This window comes from Pseudomonas baetica (assembly GCF_019733355.1).
Lineage (GTDB): Bacteria > Pseudomonadota > Gammaproteobacteria > Pseudomonadales > Pseudomonadaceae > Aquipseudomonas > Aquipseudomonas baetica_A.
In genome coordinates, this window is record NZ_JAIHLQ010000051.1 from 1 (window position 1) to 14,443 (window position 14,443).

Genomic DNA, 14,443 nt, shown 5'->3' on the forward strand with positions numbered 1-14,443 from the left:
AAGAAATCCACTGCGACCAATACGGCCGCATCAAGGTGCAATTCCACTGGGACCGCGAAGGCCAGGCCGACGACAAAACCAGTTGCTGGCTGCGCGTCTCCAGCTCTTGGGCCGGCGACCGCTACGGCGCCATCTCCATCCCGCGCATCGGCATGGAAGTCCTCGTCACCTTCCTCGAAGGCGACCCCGACCAACCGCTGGTGACCGGCTGCCTGTACCACAAGGAAAACCCGGTGCCGTACGCACTGCCGGCGAACAAGACCCGTAGCGTGTTCAAAACCCTCAGCTCCCCGGGTGGCGGCGGCTACAACGAATTGCGCATTGAAGACAAGAAAGGCGCCGAGCAGATCTACATTCATGCGCAGCGCGATTGGGATGAAAACGTAGAGCACGACCAGAAGATTCGGGTCGGGAATGAACGTCATGACACGGTGGTGAAGAACACCTACACCGAGCTGAAGGCCGAAGAACACCGCACCACGATTGCCGACCGAAAAATTGAAGTGAAGGCCGACGATCACCTGTCCGTGACCCAAAACCAGCACATCAAACTCGGCACCGCTCAATTGACCCATGCCGGGAAAGAAATCCACCTGAAGTCTGGCGACAAAATGGTGATCGAGGCGGGAACGGAACTGACCGTGTTGGGTGGCGGTAGCTTTATCAAGCTTGATGCTGGCGGCGTGACGGTGGTTGGGCCGGTGGTGAAAATCAATGCCGGGGGGGCTGCGGGAACCGGGTCAGGGATTGCGATTTTGCTGCCGAAACTGCCGATACCACCGCCGTCAGCCAAACCCGGTAATTTGCTCGACACCGCCCAACCCGGCGTCATCGCACCACCGGCCAAGCCAAGGGAGTATTTCTTCGATATCAAGTTGACTGACGTCCCGGGGGACGAAGGTTTCCCGTTGGCACACACCGCTTGGTCGATTGTTCAGGACGGCGAGCAGGCCCCCTTGCTAGAAGGTCAAACCGACGACGACGGACGGGTCAACATCGATGAAACCCAGCGTTTGAAGTTGTCCCAAGCCTATGCGACCAAGGGCCCTCTGTGGCTCTGCTATCCGGGGCAACGCGTGCCAGTGGCGCTGCATGACGAACCCTCGGAAGCCGACAAGGAGCGCTTCGCCCTCGCCGCCCTCGACTTTCACGACAGCGCCAAACATGGCCGGATCAGTACGGCGAACAGTGAACGCAGCAAACAGGATCTGCTCGCCGGCGGCAATCCGTACAACCAGTTGCAAACCAGGGACGAATGACCATGACGGACTCAGCAACGCCTTACAACGGCATTCGCCACAAAGAAATCAGCCAGATCAATACAGCTCAGGGCAAGGCCCTGCCAGCGGTGAACGCGCCGGACTTCTTCATCCAGGACGAGTCGGCCTTCGCACCCAAGCGCAGCGGCAATGACGTGCGTTTCTTCACCACCGGCGAGGACTACTACAAGGATCTGGCCACTGAAATCGGCAATGCCCAAACCTCGATTTTCATCACGGGCTGGCAAATCAACTACGACGTCACGCTGGACGGCAAACAAAGCCTTTGGGAATGCCTGCACGCCGCACTGGTGAAAACGCCGGCCCTCAAAGTCTTCGTCATGCCGTGGCTGAGTCCCGCAGCAAGCGTCGGCACCCACGACTTCGAAACCATGCTCGCGGTATTCCAACTCAACGCAGGGCTCGGCGGCGCGCGCGCATTTTGTACACCGGCCATCCAGCAAAGCGACATGAAAGGCCTGGGTTCAACATTTTCTCACCACCAGAAATGCGTGGTGATCGACAACAAGATCGGCTACGTCGGCGGCATCGATCTGGCTTACGGGCGTCGTGATGACAACAACTTCAGCCTTGATGCCCGCGATCGCAAGGGCAACGACGCGTACAACCCGGGAATTCCGCATCTGGGCTGGATGGATAAACATACGCATGTCAGTCGTACCGGCCTACTGATGGGAACGCTGTTCGACCTATCCAAACCTTCTGTCGACCTTTCTGTCGGCCCCGTCAAAGTTCCTGCGCCTAACCGCGCAGAGGTGATTAATGGTGCGGTTCGTCTGCAAAACTTCTTCTCTAGTCCCGCATTGCCGATAGTCGAGCAAGGAGCAAAGGTCTTCAATAGCGCCAAAGCTGTCGCGGGTAACTTTGACCCCTTGGCCGGCGCAAGAAAATACCTGACCGATACGCTCATTCGACAAATCAGCGCACTGGTCCAACACAACTGGAAAAGACTGCCAATCGCAGAGCCTCTGCAAAGCCAGATGAAAGTTTGGATCGAACAAGTCGAAAACACCAAAGGCAGCCTGAAAATGGCCTTGCGTATGAAGAGCTATGAACTAATTAACAATTGGATGAGCTCAACCGATCTTGGGCGTATGGTCGGCATGTTCTGCGACAAGGGCTACGACGCCATACCGACTGACAAAATGGCTTGGCTAAACAATATCAACCAGGTCGCAAGCTCGCTTATGGGCCACCTATATGCTCTGTTTCAAAACCGATTAGAGAGTCATGTCGAACCCTATCATTACCTAAAACACACACCACAGCCGCTCGCTTCTGGTGATTACAGTCGTCTAGGTGACGACCAGCCCCGCATGCCGTGGCAGGATGTCCACAGTCGCATCGAAGGGCCTTCGGTCTACGATTTGTCACGCAACTTCATTGATCGCTGGAACGGCCAGCAAGCCTACATAGCCGACATCAAAAACCTGGAAAAAACGGATGTCGTCGCGGCGCTAATGGAATGGTTGAACACTTTGACCAAGCAGGCAGGCTTGCCCCATCACCTCGATAGCAACAATCGTCTGCAACTGAACCTGCCGATGCCCAAACCAGTGTGGATCAATCAGCCGGCTTCCCTGCCGACGACGCCACAAGCAGTGACAGGTAAGGTCAGTGTGCAGGTTTTGCGCAGTGCTTCTGCAACGATGACTGCACAGGAAGCCAAAGGCCGTAGCCGAGCCAAGGTGAATTTACCATTACCCCCAGGCATCAATGCCGGTGGTGTGCAAGCCAACTGCCACAGCGCAATGCTGCAGACGATTTCCAGTGCGCAGCATTTCATCTACATCGAAAACCAGTTTTTCCAGACCGATTTCGGTGATGAAGGCGAACTACCGGCCAGTAAAGCAATGTCTGGTCCGATGGCCAGTCTGCGGGACCCATCCACCTTGAATCATGACTTCGTGGCCCGCATCAAACTAAATGAAGCATTGACTGATCAGGACTTTACCTTGATCGACTGGAAAGAAGTCGACGCCATAAGTCAGCAACCCGGTGCCGAAGCGCGTAAGTTTATCGACAGCTTCCTAAAAATCTGGCAAACCAACGCTCAAGGCTGGCTAACCCGAAAACTCGGCAAAGAACAGAAACTAACCAATAGCATTGGTAAGGCACTTGCTGACCGAATTGGACGAGCAATCAGGGAAAACCGCCAGTTCCATGTTTACATGATCCTGCCGGTACACCCCGAAGGCGCGCTCAACGTGCTCAACCTGATGCATCAGATTCATTTGACTATGCAAAGCCTAGTGTTCGGCGAACAGAGTCTGGTTAAGCTCATTCAGCGACATATGGCGCTGAAGTCGATGATGGATCGCGGCGCTAGCCGGGAAGAAGCAGCCAAAATCATTGAGCGCAAGGACAGCTTCGGACAGCCCGTATATGCCCAGCAAGACTGGACAAAGCACCTGACCCTCCTAAACCTCCGCACTTGGCACAATTTCAAGAGCGGCAGAGTGGTAACCGAGCAGATTTATGTTCACAGCAAACTGTTGATTGCAGACGATCGCGTAGCGATTCTAGGCAGCGCCAATATCAACGATCGTAGTCTTTACGGCATGCGCGACTCGGAACTGGCGGTGATCGTGCGTGACAGCGAGCCGACACCGATCATGCTCGACGGCAAAGCTACGCATCAGGTGGGTAAAAGCATCAATAAATTACGCAGAGACTTGTGGAAGAAGCACTTCGGCATAGGCCTCACGACAGGCTCTGTCAAACCGGCAAGCGATTTGGGTAAGTACCTTGACCAACCCGCTGCCGAGAAAACCTGGAGAGAAATACAGTCGCAGGCCAAGCTGAATACGGCCGCCTATGAAAGCTCCTTTGGGTTCATTCCTCGAAACAAGTCAGGAAAGCAAGCGGCTTCCATCTGGCCTACCTGGAGTTACAGAGATCCGGACAACGCAAGGCTCGGTGGCCAGTTAGTAGCACCTATGCCGTATGAAAACGGCTTTTGGGAAAGTAAAACACTGACCAAAGAACCCGCCTATATCGCGCCTGTGGGCATCAAGGGCTTCATCACCGAGCTACCGATAAAATGGACACTCCATGAAAATAACAACTCAGACTTGAACATCACCATCCTAGCCAACGTCCCGGACAAAAATGATGATCGCGCACTGGCCTGTGTGGACGCGCCAACGCAAGAGGAAATCAAACACTCATGAAATCGTATACCTGTCTCTTGATTGTCAGTTTGGTTGGCTCGTGTGAAATAAGCAGCGCTGAAGAGCCGAAAAAAGAATGCATCGGGCGGACTACATTTAATGCGCTCGAAAGCATGGAGTGGGCCACCTACCCCACCGCTAAGCATCTGATCAGCGAGGGTGGCGGGCATACGTTCAGCAACAACATAAGTGCCGAGCATGAGTACCTTAGCTACAACAATGACCAAATTACGGTCAGAGTGAGTGGCATCACAACCATTGAAGATTTCCAGACACAACGTAATGCCATTGTTCATAAGGGTGAGATGGCTAAAAGAGAGGTAATGGAGGAAATCGAAACGAACAAGAAGCTGCTGCAGAGCATCAGCACGATGGGATATAGCCAAGAAGTCTTAGATCGACAGAAAAAAATAATCGCTGATCTGGAAAAATCCGTTGCCCAAACTGCCATCGAAGAACATGACCTAGGCATTAACGACTCGCATGTCCTCGGCAGTCAGACAACGCCAACCGAGGTTCTTCTTTGGCGCAACAACCGAATCTATTACTTCAATTTCAAAACACTGGATCAAGAACGGAAGAACGCCATCAAGGATCTGATCGCGAGTTTCGAACCTCGCAACCTCTACCAAGTGCCTACTGGCCCGGGCGTGTGCATGCCCTACGGTTTCATCCATGACGACGGTAAAACCGGATTCAGCGTGAAGAACAGCCTGCGTTTCACCAGCACGCCCAATGTGATTTTGAGCCTGATCAACGCCTCGCAAGGCGACCCTACAAAACCCACTACCGGCACCTACGACACCGACTACCACCCCGGCTACGACGCGGAAAACTGGAAAAAGTCGAAGATCATGGAAAAGTTCTACATCGGCAAACGCATGACCACCCTCGAAGGCTGGCGCTTGGACCCTCGGCCGGAATCCGCCGAGCAGGATCGCGCCTGGTTTGCCATAGCCCATGTCGGCGGTTTGGTCAGTCCGTTGATTGCGGCGCAGATGTTCACCTTTCAAAAAGGCACTGACGGTTTGAAGGACCTGACGCCTGCGCCCGAGGCCGTCATCCCGAAGTTTCTGAAACTGACGCAGAGCATAAGCTCGCAATAGCAGAAATCTCGCTTCGAAATGAGCACAGTTCATGACACGAGTCATCATCATACTCGCCAGCCTTTTACTGGCCGCACAGTCCGCATCTGCTGACGCTACCTTGCGAGAATGCCTGGGACGTACCAAATTCCAGTCACCGGAAGCATTCGAATGGGCAACGTTCCCAATTGAGCGCAGCAATATAAAAGGCGCTGGCGGGCATGTTTTTTCAAAAAATGTTCACGCTGTGGGTGACTACGTCAGTTACGACTATGATGAACTTACCGTCAGAGTCAGCGATATCACAACACGTGAAGAATTTGATAGGCAGCGCAATGCCATTGTTCACGAAACCGAAATGTACAAAAACCGGCTAAAGGAAAAACTTGATACCAACAAGCATCTTTTGGTATCGATCAAGGAAATGAACTACCTCCCCGACACCATCCAAAAACAGGAAGCCATAATAAAAAATCTAGAAGAGCAAATACCTAAAATAAAAAAACACGAGCATGACTTGGGAATTCCTGATTCACATGTATTGGGCAGCGAAAAGACGCCCTACGAGTTCCTGCTGTGGCGCAACAACCGGGTGTTCTATTTCCATATGAACAAACCCGCCGAGAATACGGCGCAGCGGATCAAAGACCTTGCCACCCGCTTCGAAGCCCGCGACCTCTATCAAGTGCCCGAAGGTCCAGGCGTTTGCATGCCCTACGGTTTCATTCATGACAACGGCAACACCGGTTTCAACGTGAAGAACAGCCTTCGCTTTACCAGCACGCCCAACGTAATCATGAGCCTGATCAATGCCTCGCAAGGGGAACAGGCCAAACCTACCGAAGGCACCTACGACACCGACTACCGCCCCGGCTACGACGCAGAAAACTGGAAAAAGTCGAAGATCATGGAAAAGTTCTACATCGGCAAACGCATGACCACCCTCGAAGGCTGGCGCTTGGACCCTCGGCCGGAATCCGCCGAGCAGGATCGCGCCTGGTTTGCCATAGCCCATGTCGGCGGCTTGGTCAGTCCGTTGATTGCGGCGCAGATGTTTACCTTTCAAAAAGGCACTGACGGTTTGAAGGACCTGACGCCTGCGCCCGAGGCCGTCATCCCGAAGTTTCTGAAACTGACGCAGAGCATAAGCTCGCAATAGCAGAAATCTCGCTTCGAAATGAGCACAGTTCATGAATCGAGTCATCATCACACTCGCCTACTTGTTGCTAGGCGCGCAGTCAGCACTGGCAGACCCCGGTTACCAAGAATGTCTCGGCCGCACAACGTTTCAGGCGCCGGAGTCATTTGAATGGGCGACCTACAGAATTGAAGACAGTCGAATAGATAGTGGTGGTGGACATACGTTTTCAAAAAAAATCCACGCCGTGAGTGACTATGTCAGTTACGACTATGACCAACTCACTATACGAGTGAGTGATGTTACAACACGCGAAAAATTCGACAGAGCCCGCAACGCTATTCTTCACGATACCGAACTCTACAAAAAACACCTCGAGCAAGAGCTAAAAACAGAAAAGAGTCTGCTGGAAACGATCAAGCGCAGTTACTCAGCGGACATCGTAAAAGCCCGTGAAGCCGAGATTGCGGCTCTGGAAATCCGAATAGAAAGAACCAAAGGCTATGAACACGACTTGGGCATCCCTGACGCTCATATTCTGGGTAGCGAAGACACACCCTACGAGTTTCTCCTCTGGCGCAACAACCGGGTGTTTTACTTCCATATGAACAAACCGACCGAGAATGCCGCGCAAAGGATCAAAGATCTCGTCGCCCGCTTCGAAGCCCGCGACCTTTACCAAGTCCCCAACGGCCCGGGCGTATGCATGCCCTACGGTTTCATTCACGACGACGGCAACACCGGTTTCAGCGTGAAGAACAGCCTGCGTTTCACCAGCACGCCCAACGTGATCATGAGCCTGATCAATGCCTCGCAAAGCGACCCGACCAAAGCTACCCGAGGCACCTACGACACCGACTACCGCCCCGGCTACGACGCGGAAAACTGGAAAAAGTCGAAGATCATGGAAAAGTTCTACATCGGCAAACGCATGACCACCCTCGAAGGCTGGCGCTTGGACCCTCGGCCGGAATCCGCCGAGCAGGATCGCGCCTGGTTTGCCATAGCCCATGTCGGCGGTTTGGTCAGTCCGTTGATTGCGACGCAGATGTTCACCTTTCAAAAAGGCACTGACGGTTTGAAGGACCTGACGCCTGCGCCCGAGGCCGTCATCCCGAAGTTTCTGAAACTGACGCAGAGCATCAGTTCGCAATAGCCGCATCACCCGCCATACAAATGTGGGTAACCGGCTAATCAGTTAACCGTGCCGTTCCGAACAAACGCACGCGGTTCAGTTCACCCTTGTGTGCTTGCAGCAAAATGGGGGCAGTGCCGCCAGGCATCTCCACGTACACTTCTGCGGCCGTGACCCAGCCTGCACGCCACGCCGCGCAAGCCACCGCACTGGCGCTGGTGCCCGACGACGCGGTCGCCCCCTCACCTCGCTCGAATACCCGCGCGATGATCCGCTGCGCTGATTCGCGTGCGGCCCATTGCAGGTTCACACCCGCCGGACACGGTTGGCCAACGCCGGTCGGCATCGCGTAGGCAATCCGGGTCAGGCCTTCGGTCAGCGGTGAAACGCGCATCTGATCGTTGCTCGGCAAAGCGGCCGCATCGTTGACCAGCGTCACGCAATGCGGATTGCCAATACGCACGAACTGGCTGTGGCGCCACGCGGGATCGAGTTGCGCCAAGGCAGGAACATGGCTCACGTCCCGCCCATTGAGCTCACGACTTTCGACATTCTTCGCACCGACTGCCGATGGGCCGAATCCGGGTTGGCCCAGGTCAAGCCAGAAGCCTTTTACGCCTTCGACTTCGGCCGGTTTCACCGAGGTTTCCACCGGTTGGCCCTTGTCGTGATGGACGCGCAGCAGTGCCCCTTGTGTCGGCAGCACACCTTGCTCGGTCAGCGCTTGGGAGAAAATCGTCAGGCCGTTGCCGCTGCGTTCGGCGAGCGTGCCGTCGGTGTTGACGATCAATACATCAAACGGCGGCAAGGCCTGAAACGGGCCAACCAGCAACCCGTCGCTGCGGTGGGATTTGCTGCCCTCAGGTGCCTGCCCCTCGGGCCAGTCGCAACAAAGCGCTACAGCCAGATGACTCCACGCCTGCCGTGATGACGCACAGTCGGCGGCGCTGGCGGGTAACTCAATACCGGCCTCACGCAGCGCTTGGGGCGAAATCACCCCATAGAGGTTGCCTCGAGCATCGTAGAACTGCGTCATCACTGGCTCCTGAATTCGCGTTTGCAAAGCACACCACTTTACCGATTGGCACGATCCATGTGGGAGCAGGTTAGGATGTGGGCTGCACGTCCCCGAAGGCTCGCGATCGAACCTCGACGCCCAGTCACTGTCCTTCGGGGACGCGATGTTTTTTACCAAGGATCGATATGACCAGCCTCACCCCCCAAGACACCTTCGTCCCCGGACGCCTGCAACAGATCTCCACACGCATCGCGTTTTTCATCGCTGGGCTCGGCATCGCCGCGTGGGCGCCGCTGGTGCCGTACGCCAAGGCTCGGGCCGGGCTCGATGAGGGCACGCTGGGGCTGTTGCTGTTATGTCTGGGCGTCGGCTCGATCCTGGCGATGCCATTGGCGGGGATTCTCGCGGCGCGGTTCGGCTGTCGCCGCGTGGCAACCGGCGGCACGCTGCTGATCTGCGCGGCGTTGCCGTTGCTGGCGACGGTGTCATCGATACCGGCATTGGTCGCCACGCTGTTCATGTTCGGCGCAGGGCTGGGCACGGTGGATTCGACGGTGAACCTGCAAGCGGTGATCGTCGAACGCGCCAGCGGCAAGAACATGATGTCGGGCTTTCACGGCTTGTTCAGCCTCGGCGGGATTGTAGGCGCGGCCGGCGTCAGCGCCCTGCTCGGCCTTGGGCTGACACCGCTGGCGGCAATGCTGGTGGTGGTGGCGGTGCTGATTGCCGCGTTGTGCAAGTGCGTGCCCCACATGCTGCCTTACGGTAGCGAAAGCTGCGGCCCGGCATTTGCCGTACCGCACGGCATCGTGCTGTTTATTGGCGGGATGTGCTTCATCGTGTTTCTCACCGAAGGCGCGGCGTTGGACTGGAGTGCGGTGTTCCTGACGCAGGAACGCGGGATCGAAACCGCGTACGCCGGTTTGGGTTATGCCGCGTTTGCCCTGACCATGACCGCAGGACGCTTGATGGGTGACCGGATCGTCCGCATTGTCGGCGCCACGCGCATTATCCTGTTCGGCGGTCTATTGGCGGCGGCGGGCCTGTTTCTGGCGACCTTCGCGCCGAGCTGGCAAGCCGCGCTGGTCGGTTATGCGCTGGTCGGCGCCGGCTGCTCGAACATCGTGCCGGTGCTCTACACCGCCGTCGGTAAACAAACCGTGATGCCGGAAAGCATCGCCGTGCCAGCGATCACCACACTGGGCTATGCAGGAATTCTGGCCGGGCCGGCGGTGATTGGTTTTGTTGCCCATGCCAGCAGTTTGAGTTTTGCGTTCGGGTTGATGGCGGTGTTGCTGGTGGCCGTGGCCATTGGTGGCAAAGTGTTGAAGGTCTGAACCGAGTGCACCTGCCGGATCAGGAGGACTTTTTGATTGTCCTGTTCTAACGCAAAGGTCAAAAAGTGGCGGCCTCCGTCAGCGCCTGCAAAAATTGCCCCCTGTCAAAACTCACAAATCAGTTAGTTGACAGCGGCATTTCCTGCACCTAAGTTAAGTGCCGACGTGTTACCAAATGCGTCAAGCCAACAACAAGAAACACCGCCAAGGATTGGCGTCAAGCAAAGGTTCCAGCCCCGCCTGACTCACCTGGCGCACCCCTGAAAAAACTGAAACGGCGCTTGCCGTCGATTCCGCCTCTGTCGCTTTTGCGCCAAGTGGAATGGGCACGCTATTGCCTGCAAAAAATCCGACGCAACGGAAGAAAGGATGACTCTTATGCGTGACGTACACCCGTGCCCGCTTTCCACGGCGCAACAGGAAGTCTGCCTGGCGATCAGCCAGAGCCACAGCAATCTTAACTACCACTTGTGCGACGTCATTGAATTGCGCGGCGAGCTGAATCTGGAGTGGCTCGAAGCCGCCATCCGCACGCAATTCCTGCAAACCGACACCCTGCGCGCGACCTTCGATATAGACCCGGCTACCGGCACCTACGCACAACACATTCAGCCTACCGATGCCCTTCCCGCCAAGGCGTTCGAAAGCCTGGACGTCAGTGATCAAGCCGATCCTTTGAACGCCTACAAAGATCTGCTCGAGTACCTGCTGCATCAGGAAATGGATTTGCAACACGGGCCGCTGACCCGTTACGTGCTGATCTGCCTCGCACCACAGCACTACCGCATGATCGAGTTGGCTTCACACCTGGTGGTGGACGGTTTCAGCCACGGCATTGTGTTCGGCAACATCACGGCCCATTACAACGCGCTCAGTCGTGGCGAGGCGGTCGAAAAACTCGAACTGGCGCCGCTGTCGAGCGTGTTTGATGCACAGGAGGGCTATCGCCATAGCGACATGTACACCAAGGATCGTACCTATTGGCGCCAGTACTGCCTGAAGATGCCCGAGCCGACACAACTGGTGCCCGGCGATGCGCCGCTGATCAAACTCAATCGTCTGCGCAAGGTGTTCGGCGGTGAAACCCTGTTACAACTGCGCGCGGCGGCGGGCGAACATAAGCTACGCCTGTCGAGCATTCTGCTGGCGCTGTGCGCGACATACCTGCAACGCATGACCGGGCAAAACGAACTGGCCCTGGGCATGCCGGTGGCAGCGCGTCAGCTCAAGGCATTGCGCAATGTGCCGTCGATGGTCGCTAACATCCTGCCGCTGCACTTGTCGTTCACGCCTCAAAGCACTGTGCTGACGGTGGCGGCGAACGTGCAGCGACAACTGCGCCATCACCTTCTGCACCAAAACTATCGCAGCGAAAGCATGATCCGCGACCTGCACACCGAGCGTGGTAACAAGCCGCTGTTCAACACGCTGCTGAACATCGTTGCGTACGATCAAGGTCCGGGTTTTGCCGGTTGCGACACGACCATCCAGAACGTGGCCAATGGTCCGGCGGATCATTTGGGTATCGATATTTTCGACCGCCACGACGATGGTCGGCTGGAGATCGGATTCAACGCCAATGCCGATCTATATTCTGCCGAGGCTCTTGAACTGCACTATCAGCGCCTGACGGCACTGTTCGAACACTTCGCCAATTCGCCCCAAACCCTTGCGGCCGACTACGACTTGTTCCTGCCCCACGAGCAGCATCGCCATTACGCACTGCCTGCACATCAGGAAAAACTCCCGTTATTCGCCGAGGCCTTTGCCGACGCTGTGCGCGATTACGCCGAGCACCCGGCACTGTCGCAAGGCGCACGGACCTTGAGCTATGCCCGCCTCGACGATGACGCCACGCGCCTTGCGGTACATCTGCGTGAGCGTGGTGTGCAGGCCGGGGACTGCGTGGTAGTGATGTTCTCGCGCAGCCTCGAATGGGCAGTAGCCGCCGTGGCCCTGTTCAAACTTGGCGCCTGCTATGTACCGGTCGATCCGGATCTGCCCGAGGCGCGCATCGAACACATTTTCAGCGATGCCAGCCCGACCGTGGTGATCGTCGCACCGGGCAGTCAACTCAAGGTCGAGATCGCTGCCGACAAACTGCTATGGCTGACTGCCGAAACCCTCGCGCAACTACCGGCGGCTACGGAGCCTTTGTCGCCATTCGATGCAGGACTGCCGGGCTATCTGATCTACACCTCAGGTTCCACCGGCAAGCCCAAAGGCGTCGAAGTCACGCAGCGCAATCTGGTGCCGATTGCCCGCACCGCCATCAATGCAGCGCAATTAAAGCCGCAAGCGCGAGTCTTGCAATTCATCGCTGCCGGTTTCGACATGTCGGTGCTGGAAATCATGATGACCTTGCTCGCCGGCGCTGAACTGGTGATCACCGACAAAGTCAGCAGTACCCCCGGAAGAGCTTTGGCCACACTGGTCAAGCGTGAAGGCATCAACCTTTTGGTGATGACCCCGAGCCTGCTTGCCTGCCATCAGACCGAAGACTTTCCGCAGGACACCGTGCTCATGCTCGGCGGTGAGTCGTGTACACCGGCGTTGCTCGCGCGCTTCTCGCATTGCCGCCTGCTCAACGTCTATGGCCCGACGGAAACCTCGTTCGCCACCTCGATCAACGCCTGCTATGGCACGGGGGATCTGTCGATCGGGCCGGCCACTGCCAACACGCGCCTGTATGTGCTCGACGGCCAGCAGCGCTTGCTGCCACCCGGGGCCTGGGGTGATCTGTTCATCGGCGGCCCGGGCGTTGCGCGCGGTTATCGCAACCGTCCCGACCTCACCGCCAAAGGCTTTGTTGCCGATCTGCTCGACGGCGCGAGCACGATGTACCGTGCAGGTGACCGGGTGTTCTTCGATCACGCCGGGCGCATTCACTACCTCGGCCGCCAGGACAATCAGATCAAACTGCGCGGTTTGCGCATAGAACTGGACGAAATCAAAAACGTTCTGCTTGGTTGCGCTGGAGTCGACGACGCCGCGGTGATGTTGCGTGAACTTGTCCACGGCCCGGCCATTGTCGGCTATGTCGCCAGCAAGGACTCCAGTCTCGACAGTCAGCAGCTCAAACAGGCACTGGGCCGGCATCTGCCGCAGCACATGGTGCCGAGCGTGATCATGTGCGTCGCCGAATTCCCGCTGACGCCCAACGGTAAATTGGCGATGGATCGTCTGCCCGCGGCGGTACTCTACGACGCCTGTGAACTGTCACCTGCGCAGACGCCAGAAGAAGCGGCGATGTGCAAGCTGTTCGCCGAAGCGCTGGACTGCAACGAAGTGTTCGCCAACCAGAGTTTCTTCGACCTCGGCGGCCATTCGCTGCTAGGGCTGCAACTGATCAGCCGGATCAAGGAGCGGTTTGGTGTTGCTCTGGGCATCGCCGATTTCCTCGCAGCCCCCACCCCGCGACAACTGGCCCAGCGTCTGCAAAACAACAGCGGTGACAGCGATCCATTCGACGCCGTTCTAGCGCTGCGCAGCGAAGGCTCACGGCCGCCGCTGTTCTGTATCCATCCGGGCGGAGGGATTGCCTGGCCCTATGCCGGTCTGCTGCCGTTTCTGCCGGAAAATCAGCCGTTGTACGCGTTGCAATCACCGATCCTGCGCGATCCGACGCGGGTCATCGAATCACTGGATGATCTGGCCGCGGAATACCTTCAACGCATCGTCGACCTGCATCCCGAGGGGCCGTATCAACTGGCCGGTTGGTCGGTAGGTGGCAACCTCGCGCTGCGTATTGGCGCGATGCTGCAGGCGCGCGGGCGTGAAGTGAGCTTCCTTTGCATGTTCGACAGCTACCCGCTACAAGGTGGCCCGGCTTCGTTGAAACTTGACGACGCGATGATCATCAGCCGCATGACCCGCGCCATCGTCGGCACGCCCCGTGCAGGGCTCAAGGGGCTGAAAAGTGCGATGGAAGAAGTGCTCGGTAGCCGGCACATCGGCGATGAGTTCCTGACCCGTCTGGTAGACGATTCAAAGTGGATGCTGGAGTTGCTCGGACGTACGCAGTACGAGGTGTTCAACGGTGATTTGCTGTTCATCCGCGCCACCACCGACATCCTGCGTCAGGACGAACAGCAGCCAGCCTTGTGGGCGCCGTACATCAGCGGTGAGTTGATCCAGCACGACGTTGAGGCACCGCATGAATGCCTATTGCAGCGGCAGTATCTGGAACAATTCGGCAAGCAGTTTGTCGAGGCGTTGCTGGAGCGCCAGGTAACGAACACGCATAAGGAACAGCAAATCCTCAGCGTGTAAGGGCT

Annotated in this window: 8 protein-coding genes; 7 read left to right on the forward strand and 1 reads right to left on the reverse strand. The window is 56.9% G+C overall.

What is annotated here, in order from left to right:
* The 5 genes from tssI to K5E40_RS35225 all read left to right on the forward strand — a co-directional run.
* The coding region (tssI, locus tag K5E40_RS30090; RefSeq protein WP_260456152.1) for a type VI secretion system tip protein TssI/VgrG at positions 1-1,259 on the forward strand (1,259 nt) is incomplete at its 5' end.
* A 2-nt stretch (positions 1,260-1,261) separates the two neighbouring features.
* Positions 1,262-4,453 carry a phospholipase D-like domain-containing protein gene (locus K5E40_RS30095; RefSeq protein ID WP_260456153.1) on the forward strand — a complete coding sequence of 1,064 codons (3,192 nt, stop codon included), beginning with the start codon at positions 1,262-1,264 and terminating at the stop codon, positions 4,451-4,453.
* Positions 4,450-5,559, forward strand: coding sequence for a hypothetical protein (locus K5E40_RS35220; RefSeq protein WP_260456154.1), 1,110 nt, complete (start codon positions 4,450-4,452; stop codon positions 5,557-5,559). Before K5E40_RS30095 ends, K5E40_RS35220 begins: the two co-directional genes overlap by 4 nt.
* A gap of 31 nt (positions 5,560-5,590) precedes the next feature.
* On the forward strand, positions 5,591-6,697 hold the full coding sequence (locus K5E40_RS30105) for a hypothetical protein (RefSeq protein ID WP_221733838.1): 1,107 nt from the start codon (positions 5,591-5,593) through the stop codon (positions 6,695-6,697).
* Positions 6,698-6,728: 31 nt separating this feature from the next.
* The gene (locus K5E40_RS35225; protein WP_260456155.1) at positions 6,729-7,832 is read left to right on the forward strand and encodes a hypothetical protein; all 1,104 of its coding nucleotides are present in this window, start codon (positions 6,729-6,731) and stop codon (positions 7,830-7,832) included.
* Positions 7,833-7,866: 34 nt separating this feature from the next.
* Here the strand turns inward: K5E40_RS35225 and K5E40_RS30115 are convergent, their stop codons facing one another.
* Entirely contained in the window at positions 7,867-8,847 is a 981-nt protein-coding gene (locus K5E40_RS30115) for a diaminopimelate epimerase (RefSeq protein ID WP_221733839.1), read from the reverse strand.
* Between the two features lie 167 nt (positions 8,848-9,014).
* Between K5E40_RS30115 and K5E40_RS30120 the strand changes: the two genes are divergently transcribed.
* On the forward strand, positions 9,015-10,166 hold the full coding sequence (locus tag K5E40_RS30120) for an MFS transporter (RefSeq protein WP_221733840.1): 1,152 nt from the start codon (positions 9,015-9,017) through the stop codon (positions 10,164-10,166).
* A gap of 378 nt (positions 10,167-10,544) precedes the next feature.
* Complete coding sequence (locus tag K5E40_RS30125) at positions 10,545-14,438, forward strand: non-ribosomal peptide synthetase (protein WP_221733841.1); 3,894 nt, start codon at positions 10,545-10,547, stop codon at positions 14,436-14,438.
* Positions 14,439-14,443 lie beyond the last annotated feature (5 nt).